This window comes from Xenorhabdus szentirmaii DSM 16338 (assembly GCF_002632585.1).
GTDB lineage: Bacteria > Pseudomonadota > Gammaproteobacteria > Enterobacterales > Enterobacteriaceae > Xenorhabdus > Xenorhabdus szentirmaii.
Genome location: NZ_NIBV01000003.1, coordinates 13,496 through 35,535 on the forward strand (window position 1 = coordinate 13,496; position 22,040 = coordinate 35,535).

The following is a 22,040-nucleotide window of genomic DNA, read 5'->3' on the forward strand; positions in this document are numbered from 1 at the left end:
TCATTTCATAAAACAGGTAAAAATAAGCCAATGGAAAATAAAAGGATGTGTTAATTAAATACACCGGTAGATAAATACCTGTCACCGCGATCGCAAATAATGGCTACGATAACTGCACCAGGGTTTTCTGCCGCAATGCGCAATGCACCGGAAACTGCACCGCCTGAGCTTACCCCACAAAAAATACCCTCTTGTTGTGCCAGCAAACGCATCGTTGTTTCAGCCTCTTTTTGCGTAATATCCAAAATGTGATCCACCAGATCTTTCTGATAAATACCGGGCATATAGGCCGGGGACCAACGACGAATACCGGGAATATGGCTGTTTTCTGCGGGTTGCAACCCTATTATCTGGATGTTGTCTGACTGCGATTTCAGATAGCGACTCACACCGGTAATCGTTCCTGTTGTCCCCATGCTAGAAACAAAATGGGTGATCCGCTTCTCTGATTGCTGCCAGATTTCCGGACCTGTGGTATTAAAATGAGCTAAAGAATTATCCGTATTATTGAATTGATCCAGTACCTTCCCTTCCCCATTTCTCTCCATTTCTTGCGCCAAATCCCGCGCCCCTTCCATTCCTATTTCCTTGCTGACCAGAATTAATTCAGCACCATAAGCACGCATTGATGCCTGCCTCTCAAGGCTCATATTCTCAGGCATTAATAATTTTAAATGATAGCCTTTGACTGCTGCAATCATCGCCAATGCAATGCCCGTATTACCACTTGTTGCCTCGATTAGCACATCACCGGGTGTAATTTCACCACGTAATTCAGCTTGCCGGATCATAGAAAATGCCGCCCTGTCTTTCACTGAACCAGCAGGGTTATTTCCTTCCAGCTTTACCCAAATTTCTGCATTAACACCTTTTGTTAATCGCTGTAATTTTACCAGTGGTGTATTACCTATAAAATTTTCCAAACTTGCCACAGAGTTACCCAATTCATATGAGAATGAAGAATCAAATAATCATATTCATAAAATTGTAGCAAGATGTTAAAGAAAAAAATCCCTGTTTTCTGCTTTGGCAAAATACAGGGATTTAATGATAATGCTTTTAAATCAAGCAGATTCAGCGAGTCGCAAGACCTTTAAAGGTTCTTCTTTCACATACAAGCGGGCTCCCGTTCCCCCCAGGAAATAATACTCTCCTCTGGCAGGTGTTGATAAATGATCCTGCAAAATCACTGACAACAATTCTTCTCCCCAACCGATAGGTTGTACAGATAAGACAGAAAAATGCCCACGCGGAATAACTTCAACAATCTGAACCGCCAAAGGACAAGAGGCTGTCCGCTGCATATTGAGTATCATATCCCACGGACGGAAAAAAACATCCACACTCCCCTGATGCAGGGGTTTGATATTTAATGGCAAAATATTGCCGCCAATCCAGAGCAAGGAATCTTTAATCTCCCCTTGCAGTTTGTTCACATTCCCCATGAATTCAAGTACAAAACGGCTTTCTGGTTCACGCCAAACCTGTTGAGGCGTACCCACCTGCTCAATGCATCCTTGATTCATAACAACAACTTTGTCAGCCACTTCCATGGCTTCTTCCTGATCATGGGTTACAAATACACTGGTAAATTTCAATTCTTCGTGTAATTGACGCAGCCAGCGGCGCAATTCTGCCCGCACTTGTGCGTCCAGCGCGCCAAACGGTTCATCCAATAAAAGGATTTGGGGTTCAACGGCTAATGCTCTTGCCAATGCGACACGCTGTTTTTGCCCGCCTGAAAGTTGCGACGGATAACGGTCAGCCAAGTGCGATAACTGCACCATATCAAGCAATGACATGACTTTATTACGCAATTCAGTGCTATCCGGGCGTTGGCGACGAGGAAGCACTGTCAGCCCGAAAGCCACATTATCGAAGACGGTCATATGGCGAAAAAGTGCATAGTGCTGGAATACAAACCCTACACGTCGCTCTTTCGCATGCATTCGGCTAACATCCTGACCATGAAATTTCAATTGGCCCGAACTTTGTTGTTCAAGCCCTGCAATGATCCTCAACAATGTTGTTTTACCAGAGCCTGATGGACCAAGCAGTGCAAGCATTTCACCAGACTCAATATCCAATGAAATGTCATTCAGTATCTGGGTACGGCCAAAAGATTTACTGATTTTATTGATTTCAATACTCATATCCCACTCCTGAACTACCCTTGCTGGCGACTTAAGCGCCATTGCAGCGCACTTTTAATCATCAGAGTAATAATTGCCATCAGAGCTAATAAAGCCGCTGCCGTAAAAGCACCAACTGTGTTGTAATCCTGATATAGCAATTCAACCTGCAAAGGCAATGTATACGTTTCTCCCCGAATCGCTCCGGATACCACAGATACTGCGCCAAACTCCCCGATGGCCCTTGCATTCGTCAAAACAACACCGTACAACAACGCCCAGCGAATATTCGGTAATGTCACTCGCCAAAACATCTGCCAGCCAGAGGAGCCAAGCAATATTGCCGCTTCATCTTCCTGACTGCCCTGGCTCAACATCACCGGAACCAACTCACGCACAACAAAGGGGCATGTTACAAATACCGTTACCAGCACCATTCCCGGCCATGAAAACATCAGCTGAATGTCATAATCGCCCAGCCAATTTCCCAACCAACCATTTGCTCCATAAAACAAAAGATAAAGCAGGCCAGCTACCACAGGAGAAACGGCGAACGGAATATCAATTAACGTCAGCAACAATTGTCTGCCCGGGAATTGGAAACGCGTCACCAACCACGCCGTCATTACCCCAAAAACCAGATTGATGGGTACAGTGATTAAGGCAATCATTACCGTCAGCCAGATGGCATGAAGCATATCGGGATCAAAAAAATTCCGGGCAACAGTATCGATTCCCTGAGAAAAAGCAGTCAAAAAAATCCATGCTATCGGGATCACCAGCAATAAAACCGAGAAAAAAATACCTGTGCCAATCAGCAGCCATTTTCCCCAATTGACAGGAGAACGCTGTATTAGCGTGTATTCAGAAAATGCACTCATGAATGCCCACCTATCCGCTTACCGAAGCGGCTTTGTAATACATTAACACTGAACAGCAATAACAATGATGTCGCCAAGATGACCGACGCGATTGCGCTGGCAGCCGGGTAATCAAACTCTTGCAGGCGCACAAAAATCATCAGGGAAACCACTTCAGTTTGCCATGCAATATTGCCTGCAATGAAAATCACAGCGCCAAATTCTCCCAGACTACGAGTAAAAGAAAGTACCGTTCCAGCCATTAACGCCGGTGAAACCTCAGGTAATATGACCTGACGGAATGTTTGCCAACGGCTTGCACCCAGTGTTTGTGCTGCTTCCTCATATTCCGGACCAAGCTCTTCAAGAACTGGCTGTACAGTGCGGACGACAAAAGGCAGGCTGGTAAATGCCATTGCGACTGCAATGCCCAGCCAAGTATTGGTCACCTTGATATCAAAATTGCTGAGCCAAGCACCATACCAACCTGTTGCTGAAAACAGTGTTGCCAGTGTTAATCCCGCAACTGCCGTCGGCAAAGCAAAAGGGAGATCCATCAAACCATCAAGCAGGTTGCGTCCCGGAAATTGGTAACGTGTTAATACCCACGCCATTAACATACCAAATATCATATTGAACAGGCTGGCCGCCGCCGCCGCCAGCAATGTAACCTGATAAGCAGCAACCACTTGTGGATTAGCAATCACTTGCCAGTATTGCTCCCAAGTCATACTGGAAAGCTGCATCATTAAGGCACTTAACGGCAACAATAAGATAAGGCAGGTATAAAGCAGGCTGCTGCCCAGACTTAATCCAAAACCGGGCAAGACGCGTTTACTGGATGCCCCTATCATTCGCGTTCTTCCATCATTAAGCGATCAAACACACCACCTGAATTGAAGTGCGTTTTCATGACCTGAGGCCAACTACCGAATTGTTCTTCCAGACGGAACAATTCAGTTGCAGGAAAACGGGACTGCTGAGCCGCCATAACCTCTTTATCAAGTACGCGATAGTTAAAACTGGCAATGATATTCTGGGCTTCGTAGCTATATAAGTAATTTACATATGCTTTGGCTACCGCTTCAGTGCCATTTTTTTTGACATTTTTATCTACCCAGGTAACAGGAAATTCAGCCCGAATATTCACTGAAGGCACAATTACATGGTACTTATCTTCACCATACTGTTTACGGATATTATTAATTTCCGATTCAAAACTTACCAAAACATCCCCTAATTCCCGTTCAATAAAGGATGTCGTCGCACCACGGCCTCCGGTATCAAATACCGCTACATTGCGCAAAAGACGCTGCATCAGTTGATGAACCTTTTTGGGTGCATTGGGATTTTTCTGCTGAAATGCTCCCCAAGCAGCCAGATAGGTATAACGGCCATTACCTGACGTCTTTGGATTCGGGAAAATCAATTTCACATCACTGCGCAGCAAATCATCCCAGGTATGAATTTGCTTGGGATTCCCTTTACGGACTAAAAAAGCCATCGTGGAATAATAAGGAGAGCTGTTATTCGGTAAGCGTTGCTGCCAGTCAGCGGGAATAAGTTCAGCCCGATCATGCAGGATTTGAATATCAGTAACCTGATTATAGGTGACAACATCGGCCCTCAGCCCATGTAAAATAGCCAGTGCCTGCTTAGATGAACCGGCATGGGATTGCTTGATGACCAGCTTATCTTGTGGATGTTGCTTATTCCACTGTTTCTCAAATTCAGGATTCAGGCTCGAAAATAATTCCCGGGCAATGTCATAAGAGCTATTCAACAACTCAATAGCCAAGGCATTGGCACTATAAATGCTGAAACTGATTAACATTGATAGGGCCACCAATCCACTCAATAGCTTATTTTTTATTGCCTCTGTTTTCATCCGACACCTTACCCATCACCCATTTAACAACCACTTTTCTATACCCGACAGGTTTTAACCCTATAATTTTTTAATCCAATAGGTTTTTAACCCCAATCGCTTTCAAGCTGTGATACAAAAACCAAACGCATTCCCCAGTCACACAGTTATCCATGCTGATATAACTCACCCTATGACTGGGTTACATGACTGGACTACGTGGTTAACGTTGGTAATGCTGAAACTTGAACGACTGAGGTTATACTGTATCCAGAATATTTATAACAGGGTAGTTCATTAGCCCCTGTTTTATATACCGAATTTTTATGAGAAATGATGAAACGCGATAAGATGTGAAGACATCACTATTCCCACTCAGGAATAAAATATTCTTCCATTATAAAAGTGGGAAAAATGATTATTTATTAAATGATTAAATGAAGCTGAAAACTTTTATTCTGATTGCCAGATAATGCGTGATATTTTCCAATCTTTGATAACATCATCGGAAGGCAATAGCTCTTCCGGACCATTCCAAATCCCCGTAAATACATAGCTGACATGTGGGCTTTGTGGGGCAGTGCAAATAACCGCAGATTTTACACTAAAATCACGGGATCGTTGACAGGTGCCAAAAGCTTTGTCATACAATGCCGAGAAAGGCGTCCCTATTTCTGTTCCCCAAACCGTTTTAATTCCCTCATCCAACACATCAATACGGTTCACTTTGCCATTCGGAAGGCCATAAAACTCCAGTTTCACCTGATCTTCATCCATTCCCTGAACAATACTGATTAACTTACCATTTTTCGTTTCCATACCACTACGAAGATGATATTTCCCTTCCAAAGCCTTCTCAATCGCAGATGGAACCATATTTGTCTGGTCATTAATCTCTCCCAATCCCTGCCCGGAGATTTTCAAAGAATTACTGAACCAATTAGATGGCGATAAGGCAGACCATGAAAGCCCTGATGTTCCAGCGCAGGCCGTTAACAACAATGAGCAACCCACTAAACTACAGGATGCTATAACCTTTTGTTTAGAAAAGAAGTTAAATACTGAAAATTTATGCATTACGGTTTCTTACCTTAGGACTCGATAGAGTGCAATTTGACATACATCAGACCACATGCTCAAAAAAACATTCCATCTTAAGCACAAAAATACTCATATACATTAGTGACAATAACATATCAAAAATGAAACATTATAGAATTGTTTATACAATGTTCAATAATATTGACCATTGAGATACAAATCATACAGGATTTGCAAAAATAAAATACAGGTGATTTATGAGTTACTTATTTGTTTTTTCATTGATTTTATCTACATACAACACATCTGACATAGCAAACATAGCATGTTCAAAATGGATCTTTCCCATTCATTTTTATGGCACACAAACTAACCTCATCTATGACTGGAAAATATTTATGCCTTTCCCTCTGCGCCAAATGAATTATCAATCCCCCTCTGATTGGTTTCCATTAAAAGGAAACGTTAAACCTCCCATTCCTGAACATTATTTTTTATATCTAGATAAGAATAACGATATAAAAATTGATATCGTTTCCGATAAAAATATAAAAAGCTCCCACATATCAAAAGATGTCATGGAAAATAAAAACAAATATCAAACTTATTATATTCATCATATAAAAAGAACAATAAAAAACTTATTAAATAATAATAGCAATAGCTGAGCGGTATAAAACCGCTCAACTATTTTATTTAATCAATAATTAAACGTTTTTTGAAAATTGCATTTTCTTGCCCTAAATAATCATATTCCATCTTTTCACACATACAAATCGTTGCGTCATTTTCTTCTGGAACCATGATCAAAATATTTGGGCATCCTCTTGCCAGCAATTTTTTTTCCAGACGGGAAATCAATGCATTAGCAATCCCTCTGCCTCTGAATTCAGGATGGACACCTAAATAATAAGCATGACCACGATGCCCATCGTAACCTCCCATCACTGATCCAACGACTTCTCCGGCAATTTCAGCAACCAAAAATAAATCAGCGCCATGACTTATCTTGCGTTCAATATCTATTTCTGGATCATTACCAGAATTAACCAAATCACAGTGTTCCCAAAGTGTGATGACGGCTTCAAAATCATCTTGCCGAAATACCCGAATTTCCATAATTAGCCCGCCTATTTAATAAGCAATTAAATCAGTGTTAATTATTACTGTTTTTATCTGGGGATCAATATGAAAATGCGTTTAATGGTACTAACAGGTATACTGTCGATAGCCATAAACTAACCAAAATGAAAGCAAAAATGAATGTACCTAATCTATCTCAAGTGAAAAGTTTTTTCCTCTCATTGCAGGATCAAATCTGTCAGCAACTTGAACAAATTGATGGTAACTCAACCTTTCAGGAAGAGTGCTGGCAACGGGAAGAAGGCGGAGGCGGGCGAAGCCGCGTGTTAACAGCAGGCAATATTTTTGAACAGGCCGGAGTCAATTTCTCCCATGTCATGGGCGCTTCTCTACCTGGATCAGCGACTGCACACCGCCCTGAATTAGCGGGGCGCAGCTATCAGGCCATGGGAGTTTCTCTCGTTATCCATCCACTGAATCCCTATATTCCAACCAGCCACGCTAATGTACGTTTCTTTATTGCCGAAAAAGAAGGCGAAACTCCGGTTTGGTGGTTTGGCGGTGGTTTTGACCTCACGCCTTATTATGGTTTTAAAGAAGATGCAATTCATTGGCATACCGTTGCCAAAACAGTATGTCAGCCATATGGCGATGATATTTATCCCAAATATAAACAATGGTGTGATGATTACTTTTTCATAAAGCACAGGAATGAGCCTCGTGGCATTGGTGGCCTATTTTATGACGATTTAAACTCACCGGATTTCGATACCTGCTTTAACTTCACCCAAGCCGTTGGCAATGGTTTCTTGTCTGCTTATTTGCCAATTGTAGAACGAAGAAAAGATATGGCTTGGGGGGATCGCGAGAGGCAATTCCAATTGTATCGGCGAGGCCGCTATGTTGAATTCAACTTAGTTTGGGATAGGGGAACACTCTTTGGTTTGCAAAGCGGGGGAAGAACCGAGTCCATATTAATGTCCATGCCACCCTTGGTACGCTGGGAATATGGCTATTATCCCGAACCCGGTTCTCCAGAAGATGCACTCTATTCCTTGTTCCTGATAAAAAAAGATTGGATATAACCCACCCAACAGGAATGTGAGAGCCTATCTCCATTCCTGTTTTACTAAATTTCCATTTTAAAACAATAATCAAATACCCAATATCCATATTAGGTTACTGATAAAACTATCTATTATTTTTCGTTAGCAAGAGTTTGCCATAAATAGTCAGTATTTACCCTAATGACTTATTCATTAATTGTCGTTAACATTCTCTCGTCGCCTAAAGAAATCGATGAAACCTAATTTAACCAAGCTTACAAATGTCTCACATTATATTAATTTAAGGATAAGAATATTTGACAACTAAACATCAGCCAATTTCAGTAAGTTCCAGAAAGAACTTGCCATTATATTTACGAAACATAATCAAGAGATCATTAACACAACATCAATACCAAAATAGAAAATAACCACAGGATTATCCTGAAATAAAAACCCATCACAAACAAAACCGCTTATTACAATTAATAGGTTAACTCTTTTTTATCAAAATAAAAAAGCTTTCCATTGGTAGCTAATCCCCATATTTAGATTAATAATTATCTCAGGGCCCTAAAGAAAAAACATACACACAACATCCAAAAAAGCGGGGTACTTTTATGTACAACAATAAAATCCAATTAAGCAGTTCTGGTATTATTCCTCCTTTTCTCTTGGAATATGTTGTTAAAGATTGTGACCAAATAGATAAGGATTATATATTAAAAACATTAACCCATGTTTATAGGTTAATGAATACTTCATTAGAAGTAGACGCTTCAATGCCCAACTATCAACCTGGAGTTCATGATCATTTGTATCGAATGGTTTATAGCGCAGAAAGCAGAGAGGAATACCCAGGAAGTATATTGGTCTTACGTGAGGAAATGAGTAAAAGTAAAGATGAGATGGCTAATGAAGCTTATGATCATCTTGGAAAAATATATGATTTCTATAAAAAAATCTTTAACAGGAATTCAATTGATAACGGAGGTCTTAATTTAGTGGCGACTGTGCATTATCAGAAAAATTATATGAATGCATTTTGGGATGATAATCAGATGGTTTTTGGAGATGGCTATCAGCCTTACTTCAACAGATTTACTTCTTGCATTGATATTACGGCTCATGAACTGACTCATGGGGTCACAGAAAGTGAAGCAAACCTTGATTATGCCTACCAGTCCGGGGCATTAAATGAATCCATCTCAGATGTGTTTGGTATTATGGTAAAACAGTATGTTCATAATCAAAAATCCACAGAGTCTGATTGGTTGATAGGTCAGGGATTATTAGGGCCTGCATTAAACCCTAACAATGATCCCAATATTGCTCTGAGATCACTCAAGGACCCAGGAAAGGCCAACATTCAGGATAATCAGGTCGGCCACATGGATCAATATACAGATCTGCCATTTAAAAATGACAATGGGGGTGTTCACAAATATTCCGGAATTCCTAGCAAGGCTTTTTATTTATTGGCAACAGAACTCGGCGGCTATGCGTGGGAGAAAGCCGGTAAAATTTGGTATAATACCTTATTAGACAACCGGTTATATCACAAATCTGATTTTAATGATTTTGCAAAATTAACAGTTGATAATGCGGAAAAATTATTTGACAAGCAAATCTCAGATATTGTGACTCGCTCTTGGAATCAAGTGGGACTTTTAATTTAAAATGAAAACACTCTCTCTGTTAATCGACATCAATGGCCAGGGAAGGCCTTGATTCTATATCTATCGCTATCCTCCTCCCTTCACTACCTACATTACCTTCAGGTATGTCCTTCATAAAAATACTCTTTTTTTCTTCCGCCAAAAAAGTCAATTCACTATCAATATTAAATTATAGAAAATTTACATTTATAGTAGTGACTAACATAGTTAATTTAGCTAATATTTTATTAACGTCGAAAAGACGAAGATTCTGGTAGTTTAATAAAAATAATCATTCATACAACAGGGCATTATTATGAGCAAAGATGAAAAAATTAAAAAAAATATAATCCCTCCTTCTTTATTGGAATATATTTCAAATAACTGTGATGCAAATGATAGACAATGTATATTGCAGACATTAAATCATGTTAATAAATTAATGAAAAAATCAATCAAAGAAGAAGTTCCAATCTCTAAAGATAACGTAACAAGCAATAATAAAGAAAAAATTGCCGAATCGGAAAGTCACTGATAATGATTCGGAATATAATGTTTAGTGTCGGGGCTGCCTAGCTGCATCTGGCTTACTATGCGACAGCTCTGATGCTGATTTATTACTTACCGAAATAAAAAATACAGACACATAAATTAATAGAATAAAAAATAATTTTAATATTAACTTATAGTTACCCAATGAATTATATAGTGGTACTTGTAAATATAATATTTAATATCATCCGATTTCACTTCCTCTCTTTATTATATAAACAAATTCAATCATATCCATTAAAGTACTGGGTCATCAGGTAAGCCCTTAATAAGAAAGGGCTAATATTAGCCCTTTCTTTGTGATTGATATCTGAATTTCGAAATTTCAGTATTTTTTAACTAATTAACGTTTCTTCAAATGTGCCATTAAACGTTTGCGTTTACGAAGCTGAGTTGCAGTTAACGTATTTTTCTTATTTGCGTAAGGGTTAGCCCCTTCCTTAAATTGGATCCGAATCGGTGTTCCCATTACGTTTAGAGAACGACGGAAATAGTTCATCAAATAACGCTTATAAGAATCAGGCAGATCGGTCACCTGATTACCGTGGATAACAACAATAGGCGGATTATATCCCCCCGCATGAGCATATTTCATCTTAACTCTACGACCCCGGATCATTGGGGGTTGGTGATCGTCTTCAGCCATGCGCATGATACGAGTCAGCAAGGACGTGTTCACACGGCGGGTCGCGCTCTCATAGGCTTCCAAAATTGATTCGAACAAATTACCAACACCACTGCCATGCAGTGCAGAAATAAAATGAACACGGGCAAAATCCACAAACCCTAATCGTAGATCCAGCATATCTTTCACGTGATCTCTGTCTTCCTGACTCATGCCATCCCATTTATTGACAGCAATGACCAGAGAACGACCACTGTTAAGAATAAACCCCAGCAAAGAAAGATCCTGATCTGAAATCCCTTCGCGAGCATCGACTACCAACAAAACAACGTTAGCATCTTCGATCGCCTGAAGGGTTTTGATTACAGAGAATTTTTCAACTGTTTCAGTGACTTTCCCGCGCTTACGTACACCCGCTGTATCAATCAGGACATATTCACGCCCATCACGTTCCATCGGAATATAAATGCTGTCACGGGTTGTCCCCGGCATATCAAAAACAACAACGCGTTCTTCTCCCAGAATGCGGTTGGTTAAGGTGGATTTACCGACATTTGGACGACCCACAATGGCAAGTTTCAGCGGCAAAGTCGTTGGATCAAACTCTTCCTCTTCTTCCTGCTCAGCAAACTCATCTTGCTCAGCTTGTTCTATCTCAGCCCAGTAAGCAGCATTGGCTTCTTCTTCGGTAAGTTCAACTTCTTCTGTTTCCTCTTTATTGGAAAAAGGAAGCAATGCACGTTCAATCAGTTGTGTAACACCACGACCATGAGAAGCAGCGATAGAATAGATATCTCCCAGACCCAATCCATAAAATTCTGCAATGGAAGTGTCAATATCAATGCCATCCGTTTTGTTTGCGACTAAAAAGGTGGCTTTTTCGCGGCTGCGCAAATGCTTGGCAATCGCATGATCCGCAGGCATCAGCCCAGCTCTCGCATCAACCATAAAGAGAACGATATCGGCTTCTTCGATAGCCATCAAAGATTGCGTAGCCATATGTGTCTCTACGCCCTCTTCTGTACCATCAATACCTCCTGTATCGATGATAATAAACTCCTGCCCTTCAACCTCTGCGCGTCCATATTTACGGTCACGGGTTAAGCCAGGGAAATCCGCTACCAGCGCATCTCTGGTTCGGGTCAAACGGTTAAATAAGGTGGATTTTCCAACATTAGGGCGCCCAACCAGCGCAACGACAGGTATCATTTTTGATGCCTCATGACTAAATTTAAATCGATATCTTGCTGAAAGTACTTCACTCAATATTATGCACTACGCAAGATACTAAAAAGACGAAACGGCCCCTGTCACTGTCAGCACAGGAGCCGTAATAATTTCGTGTTATTACGTATAACGTTAAAACACGGTCCGGAATCAACGGGTGTACAGGTAAACTGTTCCGTCCTTCGCTTGTATCATCAGTTTATCACTGACAACAACCGGGCGACTCAGCAGGCCCGAACCATCAACCTTATTCTGAGCAACAAATTTGCCGTCAGCCATATTCAACCAATGCAGATAACCTTCACCATCTCCGACAACCAGATAACCATTATACATTTCTGGTGCAGTCAAGTTACGGTGCAAGAGATCATTTTGCGTCCATAATGTAACCCCATCGCTTTTACGAAGCGATAGGATGCGGTCATTCTGATCAACAACAAAAATATTATCGCCAGTAACAACCATGTCATTTATCGAACCCAGATCACGTTTCCAGATAATCTGACCTGAACGCATATCCATCGCCACTAAATCGCCATTATAGGCAATAGCATAAATAACATTGTCAGAAACAACCGGAGTCATATCCACGTCATTTAAGCGATCAATTTCCGTCGCCCCAGTCGCCTGAGAAATACGCTGTTGCCAAATTAACTGCCCCTGAGAAAGTAGAACAGCGCTGATGCGGCCATTGTCCCCTCCCACGATTGCTGCACCATAAGCCACAGCCGGGGCTGATTCACCGCGTAATGATAATGGCGGAGTATCCATATTAACAGACCAAACGACAGCGCCGTTTGCTTCATTCAATGCCTGCAACATACCGTTGCCGGTATGGATCAAAATAAGGCCTTCGCTGACGACCGGGCGTGACAACGCTTCACCAGCAACCGTTGACTCCCATTTGATGCTGCCGTCTTCCGTATTCAGTGCAATAACTTTGGCTTTTTCTGTTCCAACATAAAGATTATTGCCGGATACAGTCAAACCACCTGAAAGTAATGCTGGCAGGCGAGATGAAAAAAAGCCGGTATTTTCCGATAAATCTGTCGCCCACAGCTCTTTGCCGCTATCTATATCAAAGGCTTTGACAAGCCCTTTGCGGTCAGCTACATAAACAGTTGAACCTTGCCATGTTGGTGACAAATGGGAATAGTAATTCCCCACTCCGCTACCAACAGATTTATCCCATACAGTACGGGGACTGAATTGGTTTTCAACCTTCGGCAGCGGCGACATCGCTACCGAATCCTGTTCGCTCGAACAACCCGCCAGCAGAACAGACGCAACCAGACCAACCAAGAGTGCTTTTCGCAATTGCATTAGAAGTTAACTCCCTTAGTTGGATAAGTCATTAAGTTTCATTTGAATGAGATCTTTCACTCTTGGGGAGCCATCATAACCAAGCCCCTTAGAGTACGCTGCACGTGCGCCAGCAAGATCACCTTTTTTCGCCAGAGCATCGCCGCGGATATCCTCGACGATGACCTGCCAGCTTTTGCCCTTAACTTGTTCCAGTGTTTTCAATGCAGCGTCCGTCTTATCTTCCGCCAGTTGAACCCGTGACAAACGAAGGTTGGCCAGTGCCTGAATGTTTTCATCTTTAACTTTACCAGACGCTATCAGCAAACTTTTTTCTGCCTGAGCCAGATCATTTTTCTCAATCGCATTCTTTGCCAATTCAAATTCCGCCATCACACCGTAGATATTATTCGTTTGATTTGCGAAGTTTTCTACAGATGCAATGTTTGCTGCCGGATCGGTTATCAACGATTGATTTAATTTGTCAAATTCCGCAGCCGTTTCATGCAACCGGTTTGTTTGATGATTCTGCCAATAATTCCAGCCAACCAGCGCACCAATGCCTAAAAACAAACCAACAGCAAGGTATTTCCCGTTGGTGGCAAAAAAACGCTTTATCGCGTTAACTTGTTCAGTTTCAGTGGTATAGACTTCCACAGAATCTTTCTCCTTAGCCTAACAATTCGCTCAGACGTGCTGCGATCATTTGTTGTGACAACGTTTCTTGTTCACCATTGCGTAAATCTTTCACCGAAATATTGCCAGCCTGAATTTCATCTTCTCCAAGGATCAAGGCTATTTTGGCTCCATGCTTACCCGCACGAGTCAATTGTTTCTTAAAGTTACCGCCACCATGATTCGTCATTAAACGGACATCAGGCAGTTGATCGCGGAGTTTTTCTGCCAGTATCAGTGCTGCCTGCTGGCTGCCTTCACCAAAAGAAGAAAGGTAAACATCAGCAACAGTGAGATCCGCAGCAAAGTCAGGATTGACTTCCTGCACCAACAGCACCATCCGCTCCATGCCCATGCCAAAACCAACAGCCGGTGTCGCTTTTCCACCCAACTGCTCAACCAAACCATCGTAACGCCCGCCTGCACAGATAGTTCCCTGAGCACCCAATGCAGATGTTACCCATTCAAAAACGGTACGGTTGTAGTAATCAAGCCCACGAACTAAACGTTGATTCAGGCGATATTTGATACCCGCTCCATCGAGAATTTGACACAAGCCATCAAAATGTTCTTTTGATTCGGCATCAAGATAGTCAAAGAGTTCCGGTGCATCATTAAGAAGTTGCTGAACTTCAGGATTTTTTGAATCCAGTACACGCAGCGGATTAGTATACATACGACGCAAGCAGTCTTCGTCAAGCCTCTCTTTATGCTGCTCCAAAAACGCGACTAAAGCTTCACGATACTTTGCACGAGCTTCCTGTGAACCGATAGAATTCAATTCAAGCGTAACATGCTCAGAAATACCCAACTCACGCCACCAACGTGCCGTCATCAAAATGATTTCCGCATCAATATCCGGCCCTTGCAAGCCAAACACTTCTGCACCCAATTGATGGAACTGGCGATAGCGACCTTTTTGCGGACGCTCATAGCGGAACATAGGCCCGATGTACCATAAGCGCTGCTCCTGATTGTACAGCAGACCATGCTGGATACCGGCACGGACACATCCTGCGGTACCTTCTGGGCGTAGGGTCAAACTTTCTTGATTGCGGTCGTCAAAAGTGTACATCTCTTTTTCGACAACATCAGTTACTTCCCCAATTGCACGTTTGAATAACGGGGTCTGCTCTACAATCGGTGTTCTAATTTCACTGAAACCATAACTTGACAACACACGCTTCAACGTAGATTCAACTCGTTGCCAGATTGCTGTTTCGACAGGAAGGCAATCGTTCATGCCACGAATAGCTGGGATATTTTTTGTCACGTTTTATCTCTTATTAGGATTTCCACAATAGTGTTGATTATAAAAGCGAATACTTACAAGGTTCAATGAGCAAAAAACGATTGCAGCAAGCTCACATATCCAATCAAACACAATCAATCAAAAACACTACCAATCAAAAGCACTACAGAGCAAAAACTATAGTGAGAAAGCGTATGCTGGCGCATGATAGCACGAGCCAGCAGCAGATATGTTACTCATCAATCTGATTGACACTGATCCGGTTATTGGCATCAAGGATCGCTGCCTTGGCCCGAATTTTTGCTTCAAGTTGATCAATCAAATTATTATTATCAAAGCGCTCTTTCTGACGGATGCCATCTTCATAAAATCCGCTTTTTGTTTTCGCACCCGTTACACCCAGTGTTGAAACTTCCGCTTCTCCGGGCCCATTCACAACGCAGCCAATGATAGAGACATCCATCGGTGTAATTAAATCTTCAAGGCGCTGCTCAAGCGCATTCACTGTGCCGATGACATCAAATTCCTGACGGGAACAAGTCGGGCAAGCAATGAAATTAATGCCTCTTGAACGGATACGAAGTGCTTTCAGAATATCAAAGCCAACCTTAACCTCTTCCACTGGATCTGCCGCCAGAGAAATACGCAAGGTATCACCTATCCCTTCAGACAATAAAAGCCCCAAACCAATTGAAGATTTTACGGCACCGGCACGCGCTCCACCGGCCTCGGTAATTCCGAGATGCAAGGGTTGATCAATTTTTTTCGCTAATAAGCGATAAGCACCCACAGCCAAAAAAACGTCCGATGCTTTGACGCTAACCTTGAACTGGTCGAAATTCAGGCGGTCGAGAATATCTACATGACGCATGGCTGATTCGACCAGTGCTTCTGGCATTGGTTCACCATATTTTTCCTGTAGATCTTTTTCCAGTGAGCCGCCATTGACCCCGATTCGGATTGGAATGTTATTGTGGCGGGCACAATCGACCACTTGACGGATACGTTCCTCATTACCAATATTGCCGGGATTGATTCGCAGACAATCCACACCATACTCAGCGACTTTCAATGCAATGCGGTAATCAAAGTGGATATCAGCAACGAGGGGAACATTAACCTGCTGCTTGATGGACTTGAACGCTTCAGCTGCATCCATGGTTGGAACAGAAACACGAACGATATCAACACCTACACGTTCCAGTGCCCTGATTTGATTAACCGTGGCTTCAACATCAGTTGTTCGTGTGTTAGTCATTGATTGCACCGCAATAGGCGCACCATCCCCAACGGGAACATTACCGACATAAATACGTGTGGATTTACGTCTTTTTATCGGTGATTCATTATGCATTTTTACATTACCCCCCTACATCCCTGTATTTTATTTATAAAAATTACAACTATGCTGTGGTGAATAATACACGCTATGATAAATAGAACACAGGCGAACTTGAATTCTCATTCAATGTTCGCCTCAAATCTTTAGCGAGATAAATGAGCCGAAACCATTATTAAGCTTATTTCAGCGTCAGTTTGGCGGCGATTCCTTTCCTGATGAAGGTACTCAAATCTACGGGTTTTCCCTGGAACTGGATATCCACATTCTTAGGAACACCGATTTTCAATGAATATGGCACTTCACCAGAAAGATTCAGGCTGTCGCCTTTATATTTCAAACCACGAAATAAAACCTCACCCTTAGCATCTAAAACTTGCACCCAACATTCTCCTTTGAAATTCATTAATAGCTGATGGGTACTAGGGGCATTGATGCCACCAGCATCAGACGATGCCGGGTTAGCAACAGAATTTGCTCCCGCATTGTTAAGAGCAGGAGAGGTCTTTTCCAAAGCAGCGGCAGTAGACGTTGCAGCCTGAGTTGTTGCGGATTGATTGACAGGTACTGATGAAGCCGACGTACCGGTGTTTACTTGTGTATTGGCATTCACTTTCGTGCCACTTTCCTGTGCCATTTGTGCAGGGGAAGCGACGACGGGTTTGTTTTCATTGAGAGAAGCGGATGATGTATCCGCACTTGCTGCTGAATTCCCCAAATTCTGCTCATCGCCAGTAGCAATATGAGCATTAGATTGCGCAGCCATTGATGACAATTCTGTTTGCTGTGCTTTATAGTTTTGCCACCACCATAGGCAGGTCATTCCCAATAATACAATGATGACCACCCATGTTAGCTTCATTAACCAACCATCACGTTTTTTGCGCGTTTTTCCTGCTGAAAAACTTTGCATTGGGGAGGTTTTTATCGTTTTACTCGGTATCTGTTTATCCAAAACACCTAAAATTTCAGGTTCAGGCACTTGGACAAGTTTCGCATAAGCTCGAATATATCCACGAAAAAAAGTAGGTGCGATATTTGACGGAACAGTATCTTCTTCAATATCACGAACAGTGGACAGCTTCAGACACAAGCGATCTGCCACATTTTGCTGAGAAAGCTCAATTTTTTCGCGAGCCTGACGCAGAATCTGACCGGCTGTCAGATTGGCTTCTTCTGGGTAAGTTTCAGTCTTCATTAGCTAAGGACACTGGTACTGTTCAGGTTAAAGAATTTACGCAAATTAAATCAATAGAACATCAACTCAATTTGTGCAGCGAAATCATCTTAATCGTATGTACTACATAAAAAATACTAATACATACAAAAAGGTAGTACATAAAAAGCGGTAGTGCATGAAAATAGTCAAATACAAACATTTCCGAACTTAAAAATTACCTACCGCAATTCTCATTACTTGCATTTTGCCCCCCGTGCCCAGCAGCTAATTTTTTAGCCTCTTCATCCTGATTTTGTTCACAAAGGAAAATATTATAATAATGACGTATTACAGTATCACTTCCTGCTGCATACTGCATAGCCATTCTATAATGTTGGCTGGCGGTTTCAGACTGACCTGCATATTGCTCATGCAATGCCATACCCAGATGCGCCTCGGGATGACGAGGCTCCGCCAGTAAAACTTTTTGGAAATGGTACTTGGCCGCCGATAAATTCCGTTCCGCCAAATACGCCTTCCCTAGCTGTAATCGTGTATCTATTGCAACGACCTGATGCGCCCGGTGCGCTGACTGCTCAGCACATCCCGCCAACAGAGCAAAGCAAACCATAGAACAAGTTATTGATTTCCGTATCATACCATTTTCATTTATAAGGTTATGTCAAACTTCGTCGAGATTTTTAGCTATTAATCTAGATTAAACAAAAAATTAGACTGTTTTTACCTGAATTGGTTCACCTGCCAAGCGTTTTTTCAGTGTTCTCTTCGTTCTATCAATTACATCACCAGCAAGTTGGCCGCAAGCAGCATCAATATCATCCCCTCTGGTTTTACGCACAATAGTTGTAAAACCATACTCCATCAGTACCTTAGAGAAACGATCGATTCTGCTGTTGGAGCTGCGTCCATAAGGCGCACCCGGGAACGGGTTCCATGGGATCAGATTGATCTTGCTGGGTGTATCTTTCAAGCATTCTGCTAATTGATGAGCCTGCTCAACACTGTCATTGACGTGATCAAGCATGACATATTCTACAGTGACACGCCCTTGATTCGCATTGGACTTTGTCAGGTAGCGGCGTACCCCGGCCAAAAACTCTTCAATATTATATTTGCGGTTAATCGGTACGATTTCGTTACGAATATCATCGGTAGGTGCGTGCAAAGAAATGGCCAATGCAACATCAATCATATCACCCAATTTATCCAGCGCAGGGACAACACCGGATGTCGATAATGTCACACGACGTTTTGACAGGCCGAAACCGAAATCATCCATCATGATTTCCATTGCAGGCACGACATTGTTCAAGTTAAGTAAGGGTTCTCCCATTCCCATCATCACAACATTGGTGATGGGACGACGGCCACTGGATTTCAGTGAGCCAATAATCTTGGCGGCACGCCAGACCTGACCGATAATTTCAGATACCCGCAGGTTACGGTTGAAACCTTGTTGGGCAGTAGAACAGAATTTACACTCTAACGCGCACCCTACCTGAGATGAAACACACAGTGTCGCACGATCATCTTCTGGGATATAAACCGTTTCAACCTGCTGATCGCCAACAGTGATGGCCCATTTGATAGTGCCATCAGAGGAGCGTTGCTCTTCTGCAACTTCCGGTGCTTTAATTTCAGCGACTTGTTGCAATTTTGCCCTGAGCGTTTTATTGATGTCTGTCATCAGTTCAAAATCGTCATAACAATAATGGTAAATCCATTTCATGACCTGATCGGCACGAAAAGGCTTTTCTCCCATATCGATAAAAAACTGACGCATTTGCTTACGATCAAGATCGAGTAAATTGACTTTCCCGTTTTTCTTTTCAGGAGTGACAGATACGGCAGGGGTTGAAGATGATACGGTTTCGTTAAGTTGGGACATTTTTTACATCGCCTCGTTGTTACACTTTCGGCTCTGTGCTGATTTGGTTTCAGCACTAAGTTCTCATGCGGTGACTGCCAATTCAATAATCATGCTATATCTGGCAATATTTCATACCATAAATATCAAAAATATCGGATGAACATTGAAATAAAATAATAAACGCCCCGCTAAATCAAATCAGCGGGGCGTCATATTGTACAAACTTTACTGCTCAGATGCTATGAGTAACTGAATAATCAGTAGCGAGGAAAAACCTCGTCATCACTGAAAAAATACGCAATTTCGCGGTTTGCTGATTCAATGGAATCTGAACCGTGGACAGCATTTTCAGTAAAGCTGTCAGCATAATCTGCACGCAGCGTACCCGCCAGAGCGTTATCAGGGTTGGTTGCACCCATCAGGTCGCGATGACGCTGAACCGCATTTTCGCCTTCAAGAACCTGCACCATGATTGGGCCTGAAGTCATGAACTCGACCAAACCGTCAAAAAAAGGACGGCCTTTGTGCTCAGCATAAAAACCTTCTGCCTGTTCGCGAGTTAAGTGCAGCATTTTGGCCGCGATGATTTTCAACCCTGCGCTTTCAAAACGAGCGTAGATAGAACCAATAACATCTTTCTTGACTGCGTTAGGTTTAATAATGGAAAAAGTACGTTCAATTGTCATTCGATAACCTCTTTGGCACTTTCAGCGATGATTTGTTTTAATTTTTAGCTCCCAAGCAAAACTGAGGAGCAAATCTACCCTGTCTCTGACAGGAATAAAAATAGGCGTTGATTATAGGAGGAGACTTTCTGCTTGCCTACAAAAAACACAACATTTTATTAAAGCTTTCTTAGCGAAAATTATCATTTTTTAGCATAAATCACATTTTTACCCAGTTACACACAACAAGATAACGTGAGCTAAATGGATTTACGGATATCCCGCTTTGAATACTGAACAAAATATCTTCACTGTTCCGTTCATTCTTGCGTGTGGAATTAATTCTATAAAATAATGCCTGTTCAGGCGAACAAATCCCGAGCAGGCATTCTGACCAAGATCATTGAATTGTCATTTTTTCCATAAATCAATTATAAAACCCTTTCTGTGACACATTGAATAAAAGGTTTAATTTCTTCGGCTCTTTTTTCATTGATTGGTTGTTTCGTTTCATCAGAGACTTCAAATTTTCCCGTGAACTTACCATCCGCATTTTTATTTTTTTTATCCGATGTTCCAATGATACTAATCGTATATTCATGCCCCTCAGGGAGTAAATCCGTACACTTTCTCAGCTCTCCCTGATGGGAAGGATCTTGCTGCATTCTCTTAGAATGCGTATCTGCCGTTGATAAACCAGCAAATACAGAGGGGATATAAAATGCACTCAACAACAGAGCATACAAAATACTTTTCATTTTTTTCCTCACTAACTATATTGAACAATTGACTGACTCAGTTGGCTCACATTTTTTCAATCTGATTTAATGATGAAAAATGAATTATTCACCATCGAATTCCAATATATCTCCGGGTTGGCAATCTAAATAGTGGCAAATGGCATTTAAGGTAGAAAAACGAATCCCTTTAACTTTCCCCGTTTTCAAAAGAGAAAGGTTCTGTTCAGTGATACCAATAGCTTGTGCTAAATCTTTGGATTTAACTTTCCGTTTTGCCATTATCACATCCAAGTTCATAAGAATTGCCACAGTATCTCCTATATAATGCTTTGGTTTTCTTCGTATATATTACATGCCTGATAGAGAATACGGGAAATGATAGCCAAGCAAGCCGAAATAAAAATAGCGACAAAATGCCCTCCGGTTACCGTTAATGTCAAAAAACGTTCACCTGCGGGCGCAGATATTGTTAACCACAGCGTTAATAATGGCTCACAGATAACGTCTAAAAGACTCCAGAAAATCACTCCCCAACCTGCATATTCCAAATACTTAACAGTACCTTTTGAAAAATAGTCACCTTTTCTGTACTTGCTGAATAGTCGATAAAAAGCCCAGAAACTGCCAGCCAGCGATAATAGCGGTATCGTTGATATCAGTATCCCACCGGTTAATTTCCAGAAGCTAAAAGCCACATTATCAAAATGAGGTAATATTCTTTCTGTCAGTGAAAAACCCAATCCATATTTTTCCAAAATTAGCTTTGGCTCTAACCAGCTGAAAATATTAATTGCAATCATAATGATGATAATCAACAGCGACAATTTGGACATCACCAAACTGAGTGTTGTTATCCGTGTAAGTTTTTCAGAATGTGTCATGCTCATGTATCCTTAATTAAACATGACTGCATTATAGATGCATGT

At 41.7% G+C, this 22,040-nt stretch carries 23 protein-coding genes; 4 read left to right on the plus strand and 19 right to left on the minus strand.

What is annotated here, in order from left to right; translation table 11 throughout:
* Positions 1-50: 50 nt before the first annotated feature.
* The 6 genes from cysM to Xsze_RS18770 all read right to left on the minus strand — a co-directional run bounded on the left by cysM (position 51) and on the right by Xsze_RS18770 (position 5,936).
* A complete protein-coding gene (gene cysM, locus Xsze_RS18745; protein ID WP_038234492.1) occupies positions 51-932 on the minus strand; it encodes a cysteine synthase CysM in 882 nt (293 codons plus the stop codon).
* A gap of 132 nt (positions 933-1,064) precedes the next feature.
* Complete coding sequence (gene cysA, locus Xsze_RS18750; RefSeq protein ID WP_038234494.1) at positions 1,065-2,153, minus strand: sulfate/thiosulfate ABC transporter ATP-binding protein CysA; 1,089 nt, start codon at positions 2,151-2,153, stop codon at positions 1,065-1,067.
* Positions 2,154-2,167: 14 nt separating this feature from the next.
* Positions 2,168-3,013: a sulfate/thiosulfate ABC transporter permease CysW gene (gene cysW, locus Xsze_RS18755; RefSeq protein ID WP_038234496.1), complete on the minus strand. Its 846-nt coding sequence runs from the start codon at positions 3,011-3,013 to the stop codon at positions 2,168-2,170.
* Positions 3,010-3,846, minus strand: a complete 837-nt coding sequence (gene cysT, locus Xsze_RS18760; protein ID WP_038234498.1) for a sulfate/thiosulfate ABC transporter permease CysT — start codon at positions 3,844-3,846, stop codon at positions 3,010-3,012. The genes cysW and cysT overlap by 4 nt, the downstream gene beginning before the upstream one ends.
* Complete coding sequence (cysP, locus tag Xsze_RS18765; RefSeq protein WP_038234500.1) at positions 3,843-4,880, minus strand: thiosulfate ABC transporter substrate-binding protein CysP; 1,038 nt, start codon at positions 4,878-4,880, stop codon at positions 3,843-3,845. The genes cysT and cysP overlap by 4 nt, the downstream gene beginning before the upstream one ends.
* 432 nt (positions 4,881-5,312) lie before the next feature.
* Positions 5,313-5,936: an RpoE-regulated lipoprotein gene (locus Xsze_RS18770; RefSeq protein WP_051462284.1), complete on the minus strand. Its 624-nt coding sequence runs from the start codon at positions 5,934-5,936 to the stop codon at positions 5,313-5,315.
* A 221-nt stretch (positions 5,937-6,157) separates the two neighbouring features.
* On the opposite strand from Xsze_RS18770, the gene Xsze_RS18775 reads away from it, so the two are divergent.
* A complete protein-coding gene (locus Xsze_RS18775; protein ID WP_038234502.1) occupies positions 6,158-6,568 on the plus strand; it encodes a hypothetical protein in 411 nt (136 codons plus the stop codon).
* Positions 6,569-6,596: 28 nt separating this feature from the next.
* On the opposite strand, the gene Xsze_RS18780 is transcribed toward Xsze_RS18775, so the two are convergent.
* Entirely contained in the window at positions 6,597-7,019 is a 423-nt protein-coding gene (locus Xsze_RS18780; RefSeq protein ID WP_038234504.1) for a GNAT family acetyltransferase, read from the minus strand.
* Positions 7,020-7,159: 140 nt separating this feature from the next.
* Here Xsze_RS18780 and hemF point away from each other — a divergent pair, with 140 nt between their 5' ends.
* The 3 genes from hemF (at position 7,160) to Xsze_RS18795 (ending at position 10,222) form a co-directional block, all read left to right on the plus strand.
* Positions 7,160-8,068, plus strand: a complete 909-nt coding sequence (hemF, locus tag Xsze_RS18785) for an oxygen-dependent coproporphyrinogen oxidase (RefSeq protein ID WP_038234506.1) — start codon at positions 7,160-7,162, stop codon at positions 8,066-8,068.
* A 581-nt stretch (positions 8,069-8,649) separates the two neighbouring features.
* Positions 8,650-9,708 carry a M4 family metallopeptidase gene (locus tag Xsze_RS18790; protein ID WP_038234508.1) on the plus strand — a complete coding sequence of 353 codons (1,059 nt, stop codon included), beginning with the start codon at positions 8,650-8,652 and terminating at the stop codon, positions 9,706-9,708.
* A 295-nt stretch (positions 9,709-10,003) separates the two neighbouring features.
* A complete protein-coding gene (locus tag Xsze_RS18795; protein ID WP_038234510.1) occupies positions 10,004-10,222 on the plus strand; it encodes a protealysin propeptide domain-containing protein in 219 nt (72 codons plus the stop codon).
* A 360-nt stretch (positions 10,223-10,582) separates the two neighbouring features.
* On the opposite strand, the gene der is transcribed toward Xsze_RS18795, so the two are convergent.
* The 12 genes from der to Xsze_RS18860 all read right to left on the minus strand — a co-directional run bounded on the left by der (position 10,583) and on the right by Xsze_RS18860 (position 21,995).
* Positions 10,583-12,073, minus strand: a complete 1,491-nt coding sequence (gene der / locus Xsze_RS18800; protein ID WP_038234512.1) for a ribosome biogenesis GTPase Der — start codon at positions 12,071-12,073, stop codon at positions 10,583-10,585.
* A 168-nt stretch (positions 12,074-12,241) separates the two neighbouring features.
* Positions 12,242-13,414: an outer membrane protein assembly factor BamB gene (gene bamB, locus Xsze_RS18805; protein WP_038234515.1), complete on the minus strand. Its 1,173-nt coding sequence runs from the start codon at positions 13,412-13,414 to the stop codon at positions 12,242-12,244.
* Between the two features lie 15 nt (positions 13,415-13,429).
* Positions 13,430-14,050 carry a YfgM family protein gene (locus Xsze_RS18810; RefSeq protein ID WP_038234518.1) on the minus strand — a complete coding sequence of 207 codons (621 nt, stop codon included), beginning with the start codon at positions 14,048-14,050 and terminating at the stop codon, positions 13,430-13,432.
* Positions 14,051-14,063: 13 nt separating this feature from the next.
* On the minus strand, positions 14,064-15,341 hold the full coding sequence (gene hisS / locus Xsze_RS18815; RefSeq protein WP_038234521.1) for a histidine--tRNA ligase: 1,278 nt from the start codon (positions 15,339-15,341) through the stop codon (positions 14,064-14,066).
* A gap of 211 nt (positions 15,342-15,552) precedes the next feature.
* The gene (ispG, locus tag Xsze_RS18820; RefSeq protein WP_038234524.1) at positions 15,553-16,674 is read right to left on the minus strand and encodes a flavodoxin-dependent (E)-4-hydroxy-3-methylbut-2-enyl-diphosphate synthase; all 1,122 of its coding nucleotides are present in this window, start codon (positions 16,672-16,674) and stop codon (positions 15,553-15,555) included.
* 166 nt (positions 16,675-16,840) lie between these two features.
* Positions 16,841-17,857 carry a cytoskeleton protein RodZ gene (gene rodZ, locus Xsze_RS18825; protein ID WP_038234527.1) on the minus strand — a complete coding sequence of 339 codons (1,017 nt, stop codon included), beginning with the start codon at positions 17,855-17,857 and terminating at the stop codon, positions 16,841-16,843.
* Between the two features lie 196 nt (positions 17,858-18,053).
* A complete protein-coding gene (locus tag Xsze_RS18830) occupies positions 18,054-18,476 on the minus strand; it encodes a tetratricopeptide repeat protein (RefSeq protein WP_038234529.1) in 423 nt (140 codons plus the stop codon).
* A 72-nt stretch (positions 18,477-18,548) separates the two neighbouring features.
* Complete coding sequence (gene rlmN / locus Xsze_RS18835) at positions 18,549-19,727, minus strand: dual-specificity RNA methyltransferase RlmN (protein WP_038234531.1); 1,179 nt, start codon at positions 19,725-19,727, stop codon at positions 18,549-18,551.
* A gap of 239 nt (positions 19,728-19,966) precedes the next feature.
* On the minus strand, positions 19,967-20,395 hold the full coding sequence (gene ndk / locus Xsze_RS18845; protein WP_038234533.1) for a nucleoside-diphosphate kinase: 429 nt from the start codon (positions 20,393-20,395) through the stop codon (positions 19,967-19,969).
* A gap of 410 nt (positions 20,396-20,805) precedes the next feature.
* On the minus strand, positions 20,806-21,132 hold the full coding sequence (locus Xsze_RS22895) for a hypothetical protein (protein WP_244590085.1): 327 nt from the start codon (positions 21,130-21,132) through the stop codon (positions 20,806-20,808).
* 84 nt (positions 21,133-21,216) lie between these two features.
* Positions 21,217-21,411 carry a helix-turn-helix domain-containing protein gene (locus Xsze_RS18855; RefSeq protein ID WP_422645806.1) on the minus strand — a complete coding sequence of 65 codons (195 nt, stop codon included), beginning with the start codon at positions 21,409-21,411 and terminating at the stop codon, positions 21,217-21,219.
* 20 nt (positions 21,412-21,431) lie between these two features.
* Positions 21,432-21,995: a DUF2975 domain-containing protein gene (locus tag Xsze_RS18860; RefSeq protein WP_038234538.1), complete on the minus strand. Its 564-nt coding sequence runs from the start codon at positions 21,993-21,995 to the stop codon at positions 21,432-21,434.
* Positions 21,996-22,040 lie beyond the last annotated feature (45 nt).

Coding starts and splice junctions, on each gene's coding strand:
- Xsze_RS18790 (WP_038234508.1), top strand. CDS start 8,650: ATGTACAACAATAAAATCCAATTAAGCAGTTCTGGTATTATTCCTCCT.
- Xsze_RS18770 (WP_051462284.1), bottom strand. CDS start 5,936: ATGCATAAATTTTCAGTATTTAACTTCTTTTCTAAACAAAAGGTTATA.
- Xsze_RS18830 (WP_038234529.1), bottom strand. CDS start 18,476: ATGATACGGAAATCAATAACTTGTTCTATGGTTTGCTTTGCTCTGTTG.
- hemF (WP_038234506.1), top strand. CDS start 7,160: ATGAATGTACCTAATCTATCTCAAGTGAAAAGTTTTTTCCTCTCATTG.
- cysW (WP_038234496.1), bottom strand. CDS start 3,013: ATGAGTGCATTTTCTGAATACACGCTAATACAGCGTTCTCCTGTCAAT.
- cysA (WP_038234494.1), bottom strand. CDS start 2,153: ATGAGTATTGAAATCAATAAAATCAGTAAATCTTTTGGCCGTACCCAG.
- rlmN (WP_038234531.1), bottom strand. CDS start 19,727: ATGTCCCAACTTAACGAAACCGTATCATCTTCAACCCCTGCCGTATCT.
- ndk (WP_038234533.1), bottom strand. CDS start 20,395: ATGACAATTGAACGTACTTTTTCCATTATTAAACCTAACGCAGTCAAG.
- Xsze_RS18855 (WP_422645806.1), bottom strand. CDS start 21,411: ATGAACTTGGATGTGATAATGGCAAAACGGAAAGTTAAATCCAAAGAT.
- cysT (WP_038234498.1), bottom strand. CDS start 3,846: ATGATAGGGGCATCCAGTAAACGCGTCTTGCCCGGTTTTGGATTAAGT.
- Xsze_RS18775 (WP_038234502.1), top strand. CDS start 6,158: ATGAGTTACTTATTTGTTTTTTCATTGATTTTATCTACATACAACACA.
- rodZ (WP_038234527.1), bottom strand. CDS start 17,857: ATGAAGACTGAAACTTACCCAGAAGAAGCCAATCTGACAGCCGGTCAG.
- Xsze_RS22895 (WP_244590085.1), bottom strand. CDS start 21,132: ATGAAAAGTATTTTGTATGCTCTGTTGTTGAGTGCATTTTATATCCCC.
- cysP (WP_038234500.1), bottom strand. CDS start 4,880: ATGAAAACAGAGGCAATAAAAAATAAGCTATTGAGTGGATTGGTGGCC.
- Xsze_RS18780 (WP_038234504.1), bottom strand. CDS start 7,019: ATGGAAATTCGGGTATTTCGGCAAGATGATTTTGAAGCCGTCATCACA.
- Xsze_RS18795 (WP_038234510.1), top strand. CDS start 10,004: ATGAGCAAAGATGAAAAAATTAAAAAAAATATAATCCCTCCTTCTTTA.
- ispG (WP_038234524.1), bottom strand. CDS start 16,674: ATGCATAATGAATCACCGATAAAAAGACGTAAATCCACACGTATTTAT.
- Xsze_RS18860 (WP_038234538.1), bottom strand. CDS start 21,995: ATGACACATTCTGAAAAACTTACACGGATAACAACACTCAGTTTGGTG.
- bamB (WP_038234515.1), bottom strand. CDS start 13,414: ATGCAATTGCGAAAAGCACTCTTGGTTGGTCTGGTTGCGTCTGTTCTG.
- der (WP_038234512.1), bottom strand. CDS start 12,073: ATGATACCTGTCGTTGCGCTGGTTGGGCGCCCTAATGTTGGAAAATCC.